This window comes from Seinonella peptonophila (assembly GCF_900129355.1).
In the GTDB taxonomy this organism is placed as follows: Bacteria; Bacillota; Bacilli; order Thermoactinomycetales; family Thermoactinomycetaceae; genus Seinonella; species Seinonella peptonophila.
Map to the genome: position 1 here is coordinate 160,532 of NZ_FQVL01000002.1, position 18,791 is coordinate 179,322.

Below are 18,791 nucleotides of genomic sequence, written 5' to 3' on the forward strand. Positions count from 1 at the left end.
TGAGTATGGAACTATGGTTTACAGAACGTCAAACACCAGCATTACAATGGAGCTGTCGTGTAACCAAAACACTTTATTCTGAAAAAACACCCTATCAACAACTAGATATCTTTGAAACAGAACAATTTGGCAGAATGATGGTACTCGATGGTATGGTCATGACAACTGATCAAGATGAATTTGCCTATCATGAGTTATTAACCCATATTGCTATGAGTACTCATCCCAATCCTAAGCAAGTCTTGGTAGTTGGCGGAGGCGATGGTGGAGTTATTCGTGAAGTATTGCGTTATCCTACTGTAGAAAGGGCGGTATTAGCTGAGATCGATGGAGCAGTAGTAGAAGCAGCTAAACGTTTTTTCCCGCAAATCGCAGTGGGTTTTCAAGATCCCAAGGTGACGATACAGATCGGTGATGGTATCGATTATGTACGTCTACATAAAGATCAATTTGATGTGATTATTATTGATTCAACAGAACCTGTCGGCCCTGGCGAGAAGCTATTTGAATCACCGTTTTACCAATCAGTCGCTGAGGCATTGACCGAAGATGGGTTAGTCGTTGCACAGACTGAATCCCCTTGGGTAAATCAACAATTAATTCATGATGTCTTTCAGCGTATGGATCATCTTTTTCCAGTGACACGGCTTTATCTTGGTCATGTGCCAACTTATCCGAGTGGTTCATGGACGTTTACGCTTGGTTCTAAAAAATATGACCCTCTCAAGAAGCAAACGGACGAATTGCCTACTTTAACTGACACACGTTACTATCATCCAAAGTTATACCATGCCCTTTTTCAGCTACCTCGTTTTGTCGAGCAGCTCACCAGTAAAAAGACCACTCGATAGTGAGTGGTCTCAACTTGTATCTAGGAGTCAAGATTTGCATTTCGCCCCCAGTTCAAGCTACACAGATGTATTCAAGACGCCGCAACTACTCGCTCAGGGCGATATCAACTCGGCAATGCCTCAGACAGTACTACCGCCTATTCTTCGCTTCATAGTTGCAGCTTTGTAGCGCTTGAAAGTTGGCTACATTGCAAACCATCTCCTCCTTTTAACAAGCTTTGTTTTTATTTGATTTAACCAGAATATAGGTTTTTCTTCAGCCTAAGATCACTCGATTATGAGTGGTCTTAGTTTGTAGTCACAATGTTATGTTATGTTTTGTTTATTTTGTAACCGGTTGCGATTCTTGTTTACGCTTATGTTCTTCTGCAAGTTTATCAATTTCTTTTTTCAGTTCGGCAACCATCTCTTTTTCTGGTATTTTCCGAATGATCTTACCGTGACGGAAGAGTAGTCCTTCTCCTCTTGCTCCTGCAATACCGATATCAGCTTCCTTCGCTTCCCCAGGTCCATTTACTGCACAACCGAGTACAGATACTTTAATAGGAGCTTGTATCTTAGAAATATACTCTTCTACTTCGTTCGCAATGCTAATCAAATCGATTTCAATTCGTCCACAAGTTGGACATGAAATCAATGTAGCTGCGTTTGCTGCTAGTCCAAATGACTTGAGCAATTCTCGAGCAACTTTCACTTCTTCAACTGGATCAGCACTCAACGATACACGCAGTGTAGAACCAATCCCTTGTGAAACAATCGCTCCTAAACCTGCTGCACTCTTAACAGTACCTGAAAATAGGGTTCCTGATTCAGTAATGCCTAAATGAAGTGGATAGCGAAATGCTGCTGCTGCTTTTGTATAAGCTTCAATCGCTAAGCGGACATCTGATGCTTTGAGTGAAACAATAATGTCGTGAAAATCAAGATCTTCTAGAATGCCAATATGATAGAGCGCACTTTCCACCATACCATCCGCTGTTGGATACCCATACTTGTCTAAAATTCTTTTTTCAAGTGATCCAGCATTCACACCAATTCGAATCGGTATCTCACGCTCTTTCGCTGCTCGTACAACCGCCTCGACTTTCTCACGTCTACCTATATTACCAGGGTTGATTCGTATTTTATCAATACCACCCTCAATCGCTTTTAATGCTAACTTGTAATCAAAATGAATGTCAGCGACGAGCGGGATCGAAATCTGTTTTTTAATGTTAGGAATTGCTTCAGCTGCTCGCATATCCGGACAAGCGACTCGAACGATTTGGCATCCAGCCTCTGCTAATCGGTTAATCTCAGCTACTGTAGCTTCCACATCATGCGTTTTGGTTGTTGTCATACTTTGAATGACAATTTGGTCATTTCCACCAATCTGAACATTGCCTACTTTGACGGGTCTTGTTTCCGTACGATGAAACATGCAATCATTCGCCCCTTCGTAAGAATCAGATGCTCATCATGTTCAATTTTTCTCTATCTACAAGATGAACTCTATCAACTCAAAGTATAACACGATCCTCCAATACCCACAGCAAAAAAACAGAAAAAAGATGAGTCATACTCATCTCAGCTTGTAGACAAAGTAAAGGTTCCGTCGATATTTCACGCTTCGCCTCCATTTCAGGATGCGTTGATGTCTTCTAGGCGCCTCGTCTGCTCGCTCAGGGCGGTATCAACTCGACTTTACCTCAGACAGTACTACCGCCTATTATTCGCATCACAGACGCGGCTTTATAGCGCCTAGTAAAATGCGGGTGAAGGAGCATTTTTCCGCCCGTAGCGAAATATTGACTCCACGATTTCTTCTTCTATCCAATTGTATGAACCTCTTCTTTTCATCAATTGGGTTTTCATCAGCCTGAAATAAGTCATACTCATCTTCTAATCTTTTTGTTAATCCGATGACGTTGTTTATTCACATACATTTTCATAGAAAATGGAACTAATCCAAACCAACGATGTGACCATTTTTCTTTTCGTTGAAGTTTTAGCTCCTTTCGTTCAACCCTTGGTGTTTCAATATAATTAGCAAACCGATGCATGATATAGCTAATCCAATCTTTGAAATTCATAACTCCCACCTCTTTTCTATCTTGACCGGGAGTTTGATGTTCCATACAAACCTTTATTCCAATGATCGGTTATTTGCTGAATGATCGTGGCCATATCATATAAACCTGTATCAATCTGTAGCTCGGCGCATGTGTAGTATTTCTTTCTTTCAGCATTTAGCTGAACCAATCGTTTTTTAAGGCTTCCTTGCAGCAACGGACGACTACGATCCTGTTTTAACCTCTGATAAAGTACTTCAGGAGAAGCGGAAAGCCCAATGATCAATCCGTACTTTTCCATTAATTGTCGATTCTCTCGTCGCAATACAACTCCGCCGCCTGTTGAGATCACTTTGGTCGGCTCATGAAGAAGCCGCTTTAATAAATCCGTTTCTGCATCTCGAAATGCTTGTTCACCAAATCGTTCAAAATATTCAGCAACCGTTAGTTGAAACATTTTCTCTAATTCCTCATCCATATCTACAAAGGGAAGATGCAATTGCTTTGCAATTTGCCGACCAATTGTAGACTTCCCTGTCCCCATCATTCCAACCAAAATCAAGTGTTTCCTATCACTCATCAATTTTACCTCAGATCGATTTTCCATTTTACACTACAAAAATGTTTCTTCTGTTCAAAATAACACATTCGCTCTCATACTTATTGTTCATTCTAAAAGAGACAGTAAATCGTTTCAATAATTGTCAACAAATTCTTTAACGCTCATGCCATCTCGGGCCCACTTCAAATTCTTTAAAAATACAATGATATAAAAATAATATTTTAAATATACATCCGATAAATAGGATAAAACCAAAGACAAATCACCCTTATTATCACCTGACTTTTTTATATTTGATATAATATAAAAAAGGAGGCGGGGTGATGGATGAATTAAAGCAACTAAAAGAGCAGATGAAAGAGTTAGATATGATTTTTCAACTTTCTCATGATGAGATTTTTGTAACAGATGGAGAAGGTTACTGTGTTAGAGTAAATCCTGTTTGCCAAAAGCATTATGGGCTTCATGAAACAGATATGGTTGGAAAACATGTCACAGAATTAGTCGAGCAAGGTCTTTTTAACCCTTCGTCGACTCTCAAAGTATTAAAAGAAAAGAAACAAGTAACAATGATTCAGTCAACCTCAACCGGAATCAAATTGCATGTTACTTCAACACCGGTTTTCGATGAATCAGGAAATCTGATCCGCGTTATTTCTAACTCTCTTGACATTACAGATATTGTTTCACTTCAGGCACAGATCCGAAATCTAGAAGAAATGATTGATCATTCTCATTTTGAATTAGAAAAATTACGCTATGAGAAGAAGACTTATGGAAAACTGGTGGTAAAAAGCATTGCCATGAAAAAAGTTTTCCAGATGTTAGAACGAATCGCTAAAGTGGACTCCACCGTACTCTTACTCGGTGAATCTGGTGTAGGAAAAACAGAAATTGCTCGATGGATTCATCAAAATAGCCGTCGTCATAAACATGCTTTTGTAGAAATTAATTGTGGTGCTATTCCACCTAATCTATTTGAATCAGAGCTATTTGGTTATGAGCCAGGCTCTTTTACTGGTGCCCTGCGGGCTGGGCAACAAGGTTTACTGGAATCTGCTCATTTAGGAACGCTTTTTCTGGATGAAATTGGTGAATTACCTCTTGAATTACAGACCAAAATACTACAAGTGATTCAAGATAAATCCTTTCTAAGAATTGGTGGTCGTGAACGTAAAACAGTTGATGTCAGGATTATCGCTGCAACGAATCGTGATCTTGAAAGGATGGTACAACAAAAGCAATTTCGCCAAGACCTCTACTACCGTCTATCTGTTGTCCCTATTCGCATTCCTTCGCTTCGTGATCGTCGAGATGATTTGATTGAATTAATCTATACGCTGTTATCACAAGTCAATCAACAATATGAAATGAATAAGGTACTTTCATCAAATGCAATGGAATACCTTTTAACCTATCACTGGCCAGGTAATGTCCGCGAACTGCAAAATACAATTGAGCGTCTAGCTGTTACTTCAGAAGGAAATTTAATTACGCTAAATTCATCCGATATCAGCCTACCTGAGCAAAATGAAAAGACACTAGAACTTGACCAATTGATGGAAGAAGATGGATTAAATCTAAGGGAAGTATTGGAATCCGTCGAAAAGAAAATTATTAAAACCTATATCCAAAAATATAAGTCCACCAGAAAAGTGGCTGCATTACTTCAAACAAGCCAAAGTTCGATTAGCCGCAAATGTCTCAAATATGGTATCTCGAATCAAATTTGACTCATCGATGCAAATATGAATGAGAAATGAGTCATTTTTGAATCATATCACTATACATTTGCTATCTATTTTTCTTCTTTTTACTAATGATTAGCAGGTTTTATTTAATAAATGAATATCCCCATTATTTTTGGCACGATACTTGCTAAAGATATAGGTAGACTGTCAACTTCGGTATTTCGCTCACATCGACCTTTCTATCGAATCAAAGGGGGTATTCATATTGGTTCAATACTTAAAAAAAGAGATGAACGTCTCAAAATCCTCTAAATCGGAGTTAGAACAGACGGTCGCCTCTATTATTGACCAAGTCCGTCAAAAAGGAGATGCTGCACTCCTACAATTTGCCCAAAAATTTGACGGAGTCACTTTGCAACAAACAAAAGTTACTGAAGACGAGATTCAAACAGCCGGTAAACAGTTACCGCAAACCTTGATCGACGATATTCAGTTTTCTATCGAAAGAATTCGGGCATTTGCAGTTGCACAAAAAGAACGATTAACCGAATTTGAACAAGAAATGATTCCTGGTGTTCATCTTGGACAACGTGTGATTCCGATCGAAGCGGTTGGTTCATATGTTCCAGGTGGACGATATCCCTTGCTCTCATCTGCACAAATGTCAATTATTCCTGCAAAAGTTGCCGGTGTATCTCAAATTCGCGTCTGTACGCCACCAACAAAAGAAGGTCATGTTCACCCTGCTGTTTTATATGCTGCACATCTTTCCGGAGCAGATGAGATTTTTGCTGTTGGTGGTGCGCAAGCTATCGCAGCACTTGCCTATGGAACAGAGAGTATTCAGCCTGTAAACAAAATCGCTGGACCAGGAAATCGATTTGTAACAGAAGCGAAAAAACAAGTGCAAGGTGATGTAGGAATCGATTTATTAGCTGGGCCAAGTGAGGTCTTGGTTGTTGCTGATGAAGAAGCAAAGCCTCAGTTTGTTGCAACAGATTTATTAGCTCAGGCTGAACATGATGTTGATGCACGAGCGATCCTAGTTACAACAAGTGCTGATGTAGCCCATGCAGTAATGAATGAGATAGAACATCAATTGAAAACGCTTCCTACAGCAGAAGTTGCGAGAGCTTCTTGGGAAAGAAGAGGTCAGGTAATTGTGACAGAGACCTTGGAAGAAGCCATTCAAGTAACAAATGATTTAGCACCTGAGCATTTACATGTCCAAATTAAAGATGCTTATGAAGCTCTAGCTCAATTTACCAACTATGGCTCATTATTTTTAGGCGAGAATGCGTCAGTTGTTTATGCTGATAAAGTATGTGGTACAAACCATATTCTCCCCACACAGGAAGCCGCAAAGTATACAGGTGGTGTTTGGGTGGGGACATTCCTAAAAGTAGTCACATACCAATGGATTGAACAAGCAGGAATCGAAAGATTGGCTCCTCACAGTGTACGCCAATCAAAGCGAGAAGGATTAATTGGTCACTTACGTTCAGCTAACATCCGTTTAACTGGAAATCTTGATCAGTAACATAAAAATGAAAAGGAGCAGTAATCATGAAAAAAATTCTCCCTGCCCTATTAACCATTTTACTTGCTTTCTCGATTCTCATTGGTTGTAGCACTGGTGGAACAGAAAAGGCTGCGAACACCTTAGAACAAGCGAAAAAGAAAGGCGTACTGGTCGTCGCTTCTTCAAACGATACACCATTTGCTTATATCGATAAGGATACCAAGAAATTTACTGGAATCGATGCTGAAATCATTACTGAAATTGCGAAACGCTTAGGGATCAAAAGAGTGGAAATGAAAGAAGTTAAATTTGAAAACCTATTAGTTGAACTAAACAATAAAAACGTCGATATCGTTGCTGATGCTATGTATGTAAAACCAGAACGGGAACGGATCGCTCAATTTACCGATATTTGGTATAAAGAAGGCGATGCACTCATTGTTCGGAAAGATTCACCAATCAAAGGAATTGAAGATCTAAAAGGAAAAGTTGTTGGTGGACAAAAAGGAACTACCTTCCTTGAGTACGCGCAAAAACTACAAAAGGAAGGAAAAGTAAAAGATGTTAAAATTTATAATTCACAAGCTGAGCTTTTGCTCTCAGTAAATACAAATAAAATCGATGCATGTATTACAGATAGTGCTACTTCGGTCTATAGCATTCGTAAAGATCCTTCATTGACATTAAAATTGGTCTCTCCATATACACCTTATTTCAGTGGGAACATCGCTGCCGCCGTGCGTAAAGATGATAAAGAGCTATTAAATGCGGTGAACGATGAATTAGCAAAGTTGAAGAAAGAAGGCTTCATCCTAAAAGTATTGAAAAAATACGGTCTAAACGAACAGAATTTTGTCGCTGGAAAAAAATAGATGCTTACAGGAACCTAATTTAGGTTCCTGATCTTCTTTCGAGGTGATTGATTTGAATTTACACTTTCCAACCGCTTTTCAAGAATTGACCCCTCAATTGCTCAAAGCTCTTGGTGTCGTCGCCTCGCTCACACTAGCTGGGTTTGCACTAGCTTTGGTTATTGCGATGTTAATCGCACTGGGTAGATTATCTCAAAGCCGATTTTTAGATCGCATACTCATTGTATTTCTTGAAATCGTCCGTGGGACACCATTGCTTGTTCAACTGTTGTATGTATATTACGTTTTACCCGAGCTGATAAAATTGATCATGCGAATTTGGATTCCTGACTACCAACTCACAATCAGCGCTTTTACCGCTGGGGTAATAGGTTTAGGTATCAACTATGGCTGTTATATGTCCGAAGTGATCCGTTCCTCGATTGCTGCGATCGATAAAGGCCAAACGGAAGCAGCTCTTGCTCTAGGATATACCAATCGCCAAGCCATGTGGAATATTGTCATTCCCCAGTCTTTTCGTATCAGTTTACCAACTCTTGCTAACTACTTTATTATGATGATCAAAGATACATCTCTAGTAGCATTTATTACGCTACAAGAAATTATTTTAACAACACAATCATATGCTTCACAAACTTTCTTAACCATTGAGTCTTATACATTAGCGGCTCTCGCTTATCTCATTTTAAGTATTCCGCTTGGTCAAGGAGTGCGTATTCTTGAAAGGAGGTTAAATCGCCATGTCTAATCCAATGATTGAAGTTGAAAAACTACATAAATCATTTGGTCAGAATGAAATATTGAAAGGGATCACGCTTACGATTGAAAAAGGAGAAAAGGTCGTGATCATCGGCCCCTCTGGTTCGGGTAAATCAACATTACTTCGATGTTTAAACTACTTAGAACTACCTACCGCCGGTACGGTAAAGATTAACGGTGAGTATTTTGTCGAACCTGGCAAAAAATATAATGAAAATCATGTCGCAAAACTTCGAACCAATATTGGCATGGTCTTTCAACGTTTTAATCTCTTTCCAACAATGACTGCACTTGAAAATGTGATGGCAGCGTTGACCAAGGTAAGGCAGAAGTCAACCACAGAAGCCCGACAAATCGCAACACGATACCTTGAAAAAGTTGGATTGGCTGATCGGATGAATCACTACCCAAGCCAGCTCTCGGGCGGACAGCAGCAACGGATTGCCATTGCTCGGTCTTTGGCAATGGAGCCTGAAGCAATGCTTTTTGACGAAGCAACTTCCGCGCTTGATCCTGAATTAGTGGGTGAAGTTCTCAATGTTATTCGTGAACTAGCTGAAGAAGGAATGACAATGGTCCTGGTCACCCATGAGATGAGCTTTGCACAAGAAGTAGGGGATCGAGTTATCTTTATGGACGATGGATTGATTATTGAATCAGGTAGCCCTGACCAACTATTCCGTAACCCTCAGCATGATCGAACGAAAACATTTCTGCAAAGATTAAAGCATTAGGCGAATTCCCTATCCATCCCCTATCTGGGGATTTCAGACTGACGAAAAACCCTAAGTTGAGAAAGCGAATTAGACAAAGTAGATGTATCATTCCCATGAGGAAATGGTTCGCAATGTAGCCGACTTTCAGGCGCTACAAAGCCGCGACTGTGTAGCGAAGAATAGGCGGTAGTACTGTCTGAGGCATAGCCGAGTTGATACCGCCCAGAGCGAGCATTCGTGGCGCCTTGAATACACCTTTGTAGCCTGAACTGGAGGCGAAATGCGTAACCATGACTCTAGAAAAAGAGAACTTGATTACTTTGTCTACAATTTGCCATCCCCTATCTAGGGGATTTTTGTTTGATCCATCGTTTTAATCGAAGTGTTTGGGGGTCAAGCTCCCCCTGTATAGTATACTGGACTCGCCATTTTCCTAACGCATGTGAATAAATCATTAATGAATGAGTACCATTCATGACCTGGGCGATAATTTGTTTTCCATTCTGTTGCATAACAAGTCTTTTCACAGCATGATTCTTTAGAAGCTGTGATTGCATGATATAGATTCCTGACTCTGCTGCGTAACGGACAGTAGCAAACTCAGTTTGTAATATTGATGATTGACGAAAGCGAATCGTTTGAGACAGTGCAAGGTAACAACAAAAAGAAAGAAGTGTACATATAATCATTACAAATGGTAAAACATAACCGGTTTGATTTTGATGCATACTAATCATCCCTTTTTGAATCTGTCTGTAACAAGATCGAGAGCGGTTCTTTCAAACCAACTAGCGTTACTTTTAGCCGAAATTCTTGATCATCACATCGAAGGGATAGCTTTTGAATCGTTGGTAACATTACCATATGTCCTCTCCAACCACTTGAGTTTTGGTACACTTGACGAATCAATTGGTCCTTTTTTAGCATATACCGCACGAAAATACCTTGGTCATTCATAAATTGACACTCATTTCTAGCGGATGAAAATAAACTTCCAAATGGAATCTCTTGTTGTATTTGCATACGAAATCGATCACCCTGCATTTGTTGCCGCTGTGTGATTGATTCTTGTTGTGCTTCCTTACAAAAAATAAACAATAGCATAAATAAAATAGGGATTAACAGCGTGGTCAGTCCGATTGATAACACAAACTCAAGATAGGTAAAACCTTGATTTCCTTCTTTCATCATTGAAACCAATTCCCGATCAAAATTTGTTTTTGCTGCCCTCCATTAATCTGATTCCAGATGATTTCCACCTTCCATTCCCATAGTCGTGCTTCTCTTTGTACACAATTCCATAAAATACGATAGTGAGTATGATTTTTTATACGATCAAATTGAAGTTCTTTGTTTTGTCGAGGGCAAGCAGAACGAAGTCGCTCAATATATTCTTGTAATAAAAAAACAGCTTCCTTATTCAGCGATTGTTCATGTGTTACTTGCTTGACATGGCTCAGTATCGGAAGCGAAAAGCTGACAAGAATCCCTAATACAAAAAAAGCAACTAGCACTTCGACTAATGTATAACCTTCTTGATTCATTGAAACACCACCTTTGGTACTCCTTACGAGATAAAATTGGACACTGAGGTCCAATTTTGCAAACCAACAAACTTCAAAATGAAAATATAAATTCTCTTGTGATGAAAGTACAATCCGCAATGTCCACTAATCAAAATTGGAGATGGATGGAGGAATATTCTCAAGTTGTGAGTCATTCCTATGGTTACAAGACTAATGGCAATCCAATAGAAATAATCGAACGTGCTATTTAGTGGCAATGTAGAGAGCCTATATAAGTGACAGAATATTCCATTAAATTAATAGACAGATCATTCTCTAAAAACACTCCCAAAAAAGGTGATTTCGTATCATATAGAACGTAATGCTAAGGAGAGGAATTGGAAGTATTTTACCAAAAAACATAAGGAAAATCGAGGAAAATCAGATAGCAAAATATATCGACTCGGATTATTCATACAAAATTCACACTTGCGGGATAAATTTAATGGATCGGACATAAAACACGACTGTTGAATGACGTCTCCCGAGGTCATATTTAATTACACGCAGAAGAACCGTGCCTCCCATACTCTTACGTACGAGTAGGTATGACACGGGCTTCTCTGTCTGCGTTGCAGATCCCGCGCTACTTCCTATCGTACCCGCCGACGAGGAAACAGCCGAGCCCAAGTAGGATTGTGGGTACGACCAGAATCAGGATGATTGGGGTCGGACAGTTTTTCGCAATGAGTACATGTACAATTTCCATCCAGACACCCATGGTGATAGCAATCAGAACATATCCGGTGATACGCACACTTTCCTCCAGGTAACGGGTGGCTTTGTTGTGTCCACTTAGGTCTATCGGGCTTCACTAACATGGACATATCGTTGTCATCTACATTAAATCACATAATTGCATTAAATTAATCACTTTTAATTTTCATTCAACATTAACTCACTGTAACCTTACGATCATCATTATAAACTTTGAGCTAATCATCCCCTAATTTCGGGTTTTTCAAGATGCCAAATACTATGCCTTTTTAAATAATGGGCGGAGGGGACACCGAAAAGGCGTCCCCTCGAATACTCAGAACACAGCATTAGGAGCAAGGTGGCGGATTATGCACATAGCCACAGACACCGCACCTGATCCATTTGGGATTTGGAAGTTCCGGCGGCTCCTGTTTTGGCTCGTCATTACTGATGATGGACATGCATCCTCCCTTCGTTTCTGTCGCACCCAAAAATGGGCCCATCGCCTTGTTGCGATTGGAATATCTTGTGAAGCACTATAAAAAATAATATCATCTTCGCAAATAGACGTATAGAATTTTATGAATAGGTCGCATGTATTGATTTTAGCCCCTCTTGTATATATCTATTATGAAGATGTATGTAGGTTTTTCGTTATTGTATTCAAAAAGAAACACCTTTTTCTTTATAAAAAAACTAAATATAACTTCCTAATGGAATCACCAGAACCCCTCACCTTTCAAATCACATCTGATTAATTACTACTTCAATAGCTGGATGCATGGCTTCAATTCTAAGTTCCGTTCAGGTTCGGTTTATCATCCCTTAGCCTCGTGTATTCTGGATAAATAACCTCTTTCAATCGTTGCTTATCACCTTTGGTGTTCCAGAAGCTACTTGGATTCGTATTTCAGCGATACAGTTACTTCCACGATAGAGATAGATCGTTCCTCCTTTTGTGTGTCCTTGTTCCTGGTATGTTAATTGTTGCTGCGGGAAATTTGTTTTGAGATGTAAGTGTGCCGGAAATTGGAGTTGACGTAATTGAAATTCTTCTCTTGCAATGGTCAGGTGATCATTTTGGATCATTACACGAATGTTCTCTTGACTACTTAATGCCTGTATTTGTGCATAGAGTAATTCATCCACAATGAGTGAACTATACATTTGTTGCTCCAAATGATGACCAACTGGTATTAAGGAAGGAAACAATAGAGCGATCAGGATCGTGATCATGCTTAAAGTTCCAATCAATTCAATCAATGTCCATCCGCTCTGATACTCGTGATTCATCTACACATCACCCGTTGATCACTGGAAACCTTTTCTGAACGATTGATCACATACTTTCCCTTTCCACCTGGGCAAGGCGGAACTTTACGTAGATACCCTTTTTTCACTAACTCATCCACACTTGCGGGATAAGTCCCATACTCTAAATAATAATTGTCCGCTTGTGCCCCAATCATCCTACGATTTGCCAAGTCAGCTTTATCCCGCGCCCGCTCTCCGGCCGTTTTCAGATTTGGTAAAGCAATTGCAATGATAATCCCGATTATAAATAGGACAATCAGCATTTCGATTAAGGTAAATCCTTGTTCATCAAATCGTCTTTTCATTGTTCTCCCCCGATCAAATAGCCTGTACGAGTTGTAACATCGGTAAAAAAAGCGAAACGACCACGACCAAAATGACAACACCTAATAGGAGAATAAACAATGGTTCCATCCCTTTTACATATTTCTGTAACCGTAAACGGATCAAACGCTCCATTGTGTTTGCAACGTGTAACAAAATCTCCTCCAAGCGACCTGTCCGTTCTCCAATAGCTGTTAAACGAGGTAAAAAAGTCTCAAAAATACCTTGTTTACAATTCTCAAGTGCTAGTTGAAGGGAATCCCCTTTTACTAAACATTCTTTTACTTTCTGAACTGCTCTGGTCACTTCAATCCAAGGTGACAGCTTAGCGATTAGCTCTAAAGACTGTAATAGAGGAACACCAGATTGTAGCAAAGAGCCTAGCTGAAGTGCAAAATAATGCGTAAACCGATAACGGTAAAGGGAACGAATCCCTGGAATATGCAGGAAAAAACGTTCGAGTTTCACCGTTTGCTTAGAAAATACGAGGATGATAATTAGGAATATTAAGATAAATAAATAGATCATTTGGTCTACTGCTGATGACATCGAAACAATCCAACGCGTCAGAGGCGGGAGTGAAATTCCCAACGATTGATATAGTTCTGTAAAACGAGGTAAGATGACTGTTACCATAAAAAGGAGAGCTAAACAGATACAACCGAGAACAATTAATGGATAAATACTTGCTTGAATCACTTCTTGTCTAAATTGATCTTTCTGATGATAAAACTGGTAACAGCGTGAAAACCCTGCAGCAAGCCCACCTGACTCCTCTGCAATTCGAATCAACGAAAGATACAGTGCTGGGAAATCCAGCTGCTCAAGTGCTGCTGATAAGGTATTCCCAGCTTCAATCTGTTCAATCAAGCCCCTACCGATCTTTTCGGGAATAAACTTTTGCTCTACTAATAACTCGATACTCTCCAGTAATGGTATATCATTTTGCAACAAATGCATCATTTGTTCACTCAACCGTGCTAACAATTCTGCTGATAGCTGCTTCTTAACTCTCCACATCACTCATCACCCGTAAAAACTCTTCTTGTGTCGTTAAGCCTTTCCTGACATTCCTCATTGCCACTTCTTTCAGTGAATCAATCTTGTTATTTCGCAAATATTGGCGTAACGAACGAACAGAGTAATCTTGGACAATCATCCGCTCCAACTCTTCATTCACTGACATTACTTCAAAGATACCGATTCTGTGTAAATAACCCGTTTTGTCACAATGTTTACAACCCTTTCCGATACAATAGGTGCATTGCAAACGCATCAATCGTTGTGCAATCACACCGATCAAAGCTGCGGCGACACGGTAATGCTCGACTTGCATATCAAGCAGCCTCGTAACAACTGAAGCACTATCAGCAGTATGCAAAGAACTCAGAACCAGATGACCGGTTAGAGCAGCACCAATCGCAATCTCTGCCGTCTCACGATCACGAATCTCCCCAACCATGATCACATCAGGATCTTGTCGCAGAGCGGCTCGTAATCCTTTGGCAAAAGTGAGTCCTGTTTTTGGACGGATGGCTACTTGATTAAAACCTGAAATCCGCCGTTCAATCGGGTCTTCTAATGTAATGATATTTCGTGCTGGTTGATTTAGCTGCGAAAGAAGAGCATAGAGTGTTGTCGTCTTACCTGAACCTGTCGGACCTGTCGTAATTAAGAGTCCATGACTACAGCGAAGAAACCTTTCTACTGACTGAAGTTGATGCTTGTCCATGCCCAAATTCGTAAGAGAGAGCGCTTCCATCTGATTACGAAACAGTCGAAGAACTACCTTTTCCCCATGAATGGTAGGCAATGTTGAAACACGAAGATCGACAGTACCTTCCAAACGTGAAACTGAAAGTGTGCCATCCTGTGGTAATCGTTTTTCTCCTATATCTAAATTAGCCATTATTTTTAATCTTGAAATAAATGCGGGCGCTTGTTGTGCCTGGATTTGATCATGTACAACCAGTAATCCATCAATTCGTTGACGAATCCATAAACCTGAAGGCCTCGGCTCTACATGGATATCACTCGCCCTTTTTTCAATTGCTTGATTGATCATCTTCGTAATATAGCTTGTAATATCGATCTGGGTTGAATGACTGGTATTTGTCGTAATAAGCCCTCCCTCCTAAATGATGTCAATATTTTACATGAATCTCCAAATAAAAACCACCTATTTTTTTCGGTGGTTAAACGCGCTCCACGAGATAGACAATTTTATCCATAAAATCTTGATAATCTTTTGCTTTGATCAGCTCTTTTACATGATCCCATTCAGATAAAATATTGATAAAACTCTCAAATACATGACTAAATATTTTACGATCCCGTTGATTCATAGCGATCATCGCAATAATTTGGACTTTCTCATCCCCCCATTTCACAGGCTGATCGTTTAAAATGATACAAATCCCAGTTTTTCGTGCATCCATCTTAATAGAATGAGGAACAGCAACATGATTATTAAATGCCGTTGAAGAAAGCGTTTCCCGTTCTAATACAGCTTGAGCATAATCATCATGTACATAGCCATATGTCATCATACATTCTGACATAAAAGCAATATATTCCTCATGCGAATTCAGATAAACATTTTTCATAAATAATTCTTCGCAAAAAAATGTTTCCAAGTAGACTTTTACTTTCTCAATCTTTTTCCGCTCAGTTAGCTTTAGAATTTGTCGCTGAATCCGCTCATAATCTTGCTCAGTCATATAAGGATGAACAAAAACTGAAGGGGTCTGCTCCATATGACTAGGCAATGTACTAATGACCAATTCTATCTCTTCTGCTAGATCAACTGCTTCAGCTGAGACATGTATAATCTCAATTGAATCTCTAAACTTTTCCTCTAACTTTTGCACTAAATCAATCTGCATATCATAGTAATTTGGACAAATGACTGCACATAAAATTTTCTTTTCTAGTTCCTTTCTTCTTTCAAAATAAGAACCAATGTGAAATGCAATATAACCAATCTCATCTTCATCTACTGAGATTGCTTCCATTTGTTGTAGTTCATTTGAAATAAAAACAGCCACTTCATAAATCAGAGGATATGTTTCTTTTAATTTAAACACAAGTGGATTTCTTACAGAAACCTGATTCTTCGCTCGAAAAATTAAATTTCGGATATGTAGCGTAAACTTGACAAAAAAATCATCATCCGAAATATCAATAAAATAGGATTCATGGACACGCTTTAATAATGTTTTTGCAAGATCAACATAATGTTTATCAATAAATTGTGTTAACGTATACGGCGTAATAGATTGATAATTTAACAATGTCGTCTTACTAGCCAATAAAATGACAAGATAATAGATTTCTGATTCGTTAAAAATGATCCCATACTGATCTTCAATCATTTTCGCAATTGAACGAGCTGCTAAGATTTCTGAATTACTTTTTACGCTCTTCATTTTCAATTGCTGGGTAATCCATTTATTTTTCTTAATCCGATCAATCGTAATCACAAGATGTAACAAAATATTATTAAGCATGTATTCATTAATCAATAAATCATAATTCCTTAAAATCTCACTTAGGTCGTTCTTTAATTGGGCAATATGATACTCTTGATAAGCTTCTTGGATTGTTTCAATACCTAAGAAATCATTTGAAGTCTCATTGGAGATAATTTGGCTCATTAATTTTCTCTTGGCAGTCTCTTCTCCTACAAGAATTAAATGATCCTTTTTCTGTTTTACACGTAATTGAAAAGGTTGGATCAAATGATTTGCATGTGTCACGTCACTTTCAATTGTGGAAAGGCTTACATAAGTCTTCTCGCTTAGATCAAAAATATTGATTCCTTCTGGATGAAGAATCAGCTCTCTTAAGATGAGATTCATTCTCTTTGATGGAGTATCATCAGGAAAATGTATAATCGAATCTTTTTCCTTCCACTTTTTTTTGTTAAGGCGATAGCCTTCTTGAGATGAAAGAATCAGTGGACTCTCCTTATTGATTTCACTTACATATTTACGGATCGTCCGTGTCGAAACATGCAAATGGTTTGCCAAATTACTTGCTGGAGTCCAGTTATTTTGTGTTTCTAAGAAGTTTAGAAATGCCTCTTTTTTTTCTCGTCGCATTCTCTAACACCCCTTTATATAATCCCATTTATTATTAGCATAATTAGTTCAGCTCATCATAGAGGATAAATTTAGTTCCTAAGGATAGGAACCTTTTTTATTGGATCATCATTTTAAAAGATGGGATACTAAATTCAACCTAATTAGGAAATGCAAGCGTTTACTTTTATTTGGAGGGATTGGTAATGAAAAAAGTCCTGTTAATCTGTGGTGGTGGAGCTTCCAGTGGATTTATGGCCGCGGGAATTCGAAAAGCAGCAAAAAAACAGAATGTAGAGATAGAAGTACTAGCTAGAAGTGAAGCAGAATTATCTGAACTCATCGAGGATGTAGATATTCTGCTAATCGGGCCACATCTTTCATATATGGAAGAAGAGGTTAAGAAAGAAGCAGAAAATTATCATGCAAAAGTGGCTGTCATTCCACAATCAATCTATGGTCGCTTAGATGGTCAAAAAGCACTTGATTTGATCCAAAAACTAGATCAATCTTCATGAATAAATAGAAAGAGGGGAAACAAATGGAAAAACTTATCCATTATATGCAGAATACTTTTGCCCCAAAAGTGAATAAGATCACCAAAAATATCTGGATTGCTTCGATTCAAGACTCTGTAATGGCCATTCTACCTTTCATTCTAGTCGGTTCATTGATCACTATGATTTCACTGATCAATGAACTAAAACCTGGACTTCTCCCTGATTTCTCTTTGATCAATTCCTTCTCTTTTGGAATGGTAGGGATATTTGTTGCCTATTTAATTCCTTATAATGTGATGGACAAAAATAAAATAAACGACAAAAAAACTTTAGCAGGACTTACTTCTGTAACTCTTTATCTGATGCTGATCAGCCCTGTGATTGCCAAGGACGGAAAGATTACATTCTTATTTGAACGCTTTGGGGCAACGGGTATGTTCGTCTCGATTATTATTGGACTCATTGTTGGATTTGTGATGCTACAGTTTGCTAAGTTCTCATTTTTCAAAAAGGAATCATCCCTCCCAGATTTTATCATTGTTTGGTTTGATTCATTACTTCCGATTACCATTCTTCTCTTTGCTGGATGGCTTGTTGCGCAATTGAAGTTCGATTTTTTCAACCTAATCGTGACGATCTTCCAACCTTTATCCTATATTAGTCAGAGTTTCTGGGGCGTTGTTGTTTTATCTTTTATTATGGTTTTCTTTTACTCTTTTGGGATCAGTACCTGGGTTTTAAATCCGATCACCTTTCCCATTATGGTCAAAGCAATTGCCGATAATGCTGCTATGGTACAAAAAGGATTGGAGCCCACGAATATCTTCACCCAAGAAGTTTATTTCTCAGGCTGGATGGCAGCAGGGGGAATTGGATTTACATTAACACTGGGTATCCTGCTTCTCTTTGCACGATCCAGTCGACTAAAAGCGATTGGACGAGCCACCATTGCCCCATCTATCTTTAATATTAATGAGCCGATTGTCTTTGGAGCTCCTATCGTCTTTAATCCTATTTTAATGATTCCATTTTGGATTAATGGCACACTCATTCCTGCAATCACCTACCTTGTCTTAAAAGCTGGTTGGGTTGCTATTCCTTATAAAGCATTTCAACTCTGGTATATTCCTTATCCCATTTCAACTTATATGGTAAATGGGGATTGGCGGGGTGTGATTCTATTCTTTGTTTTGGCCGCTCTATCCTTGGTAATCTGGTATCCATTCTTTAAAATATACGACAATCAAGAACTAAAATTAGAAGCAAGTGAAGAAGTGTAACAA

21 protein-coding genes are annotated in these 18,791 nt (G+C 38.9%); 9 read left to right on the forward strand and 12 right to left on the reverse strand.

Translation table 11 applies throughout. The annotated features are described in order from the left end of the window. Positions 1-5 precede the first annotated feature (5 nt). Positions 6-851, forward strand: a complete 846-nt coding sequence (gene speE / locus BUB71_RS05125; protein ID WP_084731209.1) for a polyamine aminopropyltransferase — start codon at positions 6-8, stop codon at positions 849-851. Positions 852-1,173: 322 nt separating this feature from the next. On the opposite strand, the gene ispG is transcribed toward speE, so the two are convergent. The 3 genes from ispG to BUB71_RS05140 all read right to left on the reverse strand — a co-directional run bounded on the left by ispG (position 1,174) and on the right by BUB71_RS05140 (position 3,482). Further along, a complete protein-coding gene (gene ispG / locus BUB71_RS05130; protein WP_073153333.1) occupies positions 1,174-2,271 on the reverse strand; it encodes a flavodoxin-dependent (E)-4-hydroxy-3-methylbut-2-enyl-diphosphate synthase in 1,098 nt (365 codons plus the stop codon). 454 nt (positions 2,272-2,725) lie between these two features. Beyond that, a complete protein-coding gene (locus tag BUB71_RS05135) occupies positions 2,726-2,923 on the reverse strand; it encodes a YqzE family protein (protein WP_073153336.1) in 198 nt (65 codons plus the stop codon). A gap of 16 nt (positions 2,924-2,939) precedes the next feature. Beyond that, positions 2,940-3,482 carry a shikimate kinase gene (locus BUB71_RS05140; RefSeq protein WP_073154080.1) on the reverse strand — a complete coding sequence of 181 codons (543 nt, stop codon included), beginning with the start codon at positions 3,480-3,482 and terminating at the stop codon, positions 2,940-2,942. Positions 3,483-3,787: 305 nt separating this feature from the next. Between BUB71_RS05140 and BUB71_RS05145 the strand changes: the two genes are divergently transcribed. The 5 genes from BUB71_RS05145 (at position 3,788) to BUB71_RS05165 (ending at position 9,042) form a co-directional block, all read left to right on the forward strand. Then, positions 3,788-5,197, forward strand: coding sequence for a sigma-54 interaction domain-containing protein (locus BUB71_RS05145; protein WP_073153339.1), 1,410 nt, complete (start codon positions 3,788-3,790; stop codon positions 5,195-5,197). A 223-nt stretch (positions 5,198-5,420) separates the two neighbouring features. Then, the gene (gene hisD / locus BUB71_RS05150) at positions 5,421-6,695 is read left to right on the forward strand and encodes a histidinol dehydrogenase (protein WP_084731128.1); all 1,275 of its coding nucleotides are present in this window, start codon (positions 5,421-5,423) and stop codon (positions 6,693-6,695) included. A gap of 26 nt (positions 6,696-6,721) precedes the next feature. Next, a complete protein-coding gene (locus tag BUB71_RS05155; RefSeq protein WP_084731130.1) occupies positions 6,722-7,549 on the forward strand; it encodes a substrate-binding periplasmic protein in 828 nt (275 codons plus the stop codon). Positions 7,550-7,601: 52 nt separating this feature from the next. Beyond that, on the forward strand, positions 7,602-8,297 hold the full coding sequence (locus BUB71_RS05160; RefSeq protein WP_422785133.1) for an amino acid ABC transporter permease: 696 nt from the start codon (positions 7,602-7,604) through the stop codon (positions 8,295-8,297). 4 nt (positions 8,298-8,301) lie between these two features. Then, positions 8,302-9,042, forward strand: a complete 741-nt coding sequence (locus BUB71_RS05165) for an amino acid ABC transporter ATP-binding protein (protein ID WP_073154083.1) — start codon at positions 8,302-8,304, stop codon at positions 9,040-9,042. 323 nt (positions 9,043-9,365) lie between these two features. On the opposite strand, the gene BUB71_RS05170 is transcribed toward BUB71_RS05165, so the two are convergent. The 4 genes from BUB71_RS05170 to BUB71_RS19420 all read right to left on the reverse strand — a co-directional run bounded on the left by BUB71_RS05170 (position 9,366) and on the right by BUB71_RS19420 (position 11,346). Next, complete coding sequence (locus tag BUB71_RS05170) at positions 9,366-9,752, reverse strand: hypothetical protein (protein ID WP_073153345.1); 387 nt, start codon at positions 9,750-9,752, stop codon at positions 9,366-9,368. 1 nt (position 9,753) lies between these two features. Continuing rightward, entirely contained in the window at positions 9,754-10,215 is a 462-nt protein-coding gene (locus tag BUB71_RS05175) for a competence type IV pilus minor pilin ComGF (RefSeq protein ID WP_139278988.1), read from the reverse strand. Further along, positions 10,212-10,568, reverse strand: a complete 357-nt coding sequence (locus tag BUB71_RS05180) for a type II secretion system protein (RefSeq protein WP_073153351.1) — start codon at positions 10,566-10,568, stop codon at positions 10,212-10,214. The genes BUB71_RS05175 and BUB71_RS05180 overlap by 4 nt, the downstream gene beginning before the upstream one ends. 607 nt (positions 10,569-11,175) lie before the next feature. Further along, positions 11,176-11,346 (reverse strand): hypothetical protein, encoded by a 171-nt coding sequence (locus BUB71_RS19420; protein ID WP_175552287.1) that lies wholly within the window; start codon positions 11,344-11,346, stop codon positions 11,176-11,178. Between the two features lie 310 nt (positions 11,347-11,656). On the opposite strand from BUB71_RS19420, the gene BUB71_RS19425 reads away from it, so the two are divergent. Beyond that, on the forward strand, positions 11,657-11,830 hold the full coding sequence (locus BUB71_RS19425) for a hypothetical protein (RefSeq protein ID WP_175552288.1): 174 nt from the start codon (positions 11,657-11,659) through the stop codon (positions 11,828-11,830). 316 nt (positions 11,831-12,146) lie between these two features. On the opposite strand, the gene BUB71_RS05185 is transcribed toward BUB71_RS19425, so the two are convergent. The 5 genes from BUB71_RS05185 to BUB71_RS05205 form a co-directional block, all read right to left on the reverse strand. Beyond that, entirely contained in the window at positions 12,147-12,581 is a 435-nt protein-coding gene (locus BUB71_RS05185) for a pilus assembly FimT family protein (protein WP_073153354.1), read from the reverse strand. After that, a complete protein-coding gene (locus BUB71_RS20175; RefSeq protein WP_073153357.1) occupies positions 12,578-12,907 on the reverse strand; it encodes a competence type IV pilus major pilin ComGC in 330 nt (109 codons plus the stop codon). Before BUB71_RS20175 ends, BUB71_RS05185 begins: the two co-directional genes overlap by 4 nt. 13 nt (positions 12,908-12,920) lie before the next feature. After that, positions 12,921-13,946: a type II secretion system F family protein gene (locus BUB71_RS05195; RefSeq protein ID WP_073153360.1), complete on the reverse strand. Its 1,026-nt coding sequence runs from the start codon at positions 13,944-13,946 to the stop codon at positions 12,921-12,923. Further along, positions 13,933-15,048 (reverse strand): GspE/PulE family protein, encoded by a 1,116-nt coding sequence (locus BUB71_RS05200; RefSeq protein ID WP_479692010.1) that lies wholly within the window; start codon positions 15,046-15,048, stop codon positions 13,933-13,935. The genes BUB71_RS05195 and BUB71_RS05200 overlap by 14 nt, the downstream gene beginning before the upstream one ends. A gap of 73 nt (positions 15,049-15,121) precedes the next feature. Beyond that, positions 15,122-17,029 (reverse strand): BglG family transcription antiterminator, encoded by a 1,908-nt coding sequence (locus tag BUB71_RS05205; RefSeq protein ID WP_073153367.1) that lies wholly within the window; start codon positions 17,027-17,029, stop codon positions 15,122-15,124. A 185-nt stretch (positions 17,030-17,214) separates the two neighbouring features. Here BUB71_RS05205 and BUB71_RS05210 point away from each other — a divergent pair, with 185 nt between their 5' ends. Both BUB71_RS05210 and BUB71_RS05215 read left to right on the forward strand, forming a co-directional pair. Continuing rightward, positions 17,215-17,526 (forward strand): PTS sugar transporter subunit IIB, encoded by a 312-nt coding sequence (locus BUB71_RS05210; RefSeq protein WP_073153370.1) that lies wholly within the window; start codon positions 17,215-17,217, stop codon positions 17,524-17,526. A 23-nt stretch (positions 17,527-17,549) separates the two neighbouring features. Continuing rightward, positions 17,550-18,788, forward strand: a complete 1,239-nt coding sequence (locus BUB71_RS05215; protein ID WP_073153373.1) for a PTS sugar transporter subunit IIC — start codon at positions 17,550-17,552, stop codon at positions 18,786-18,788. Positions 18,789-18,791: the final 3 nt, after the last annotated feature.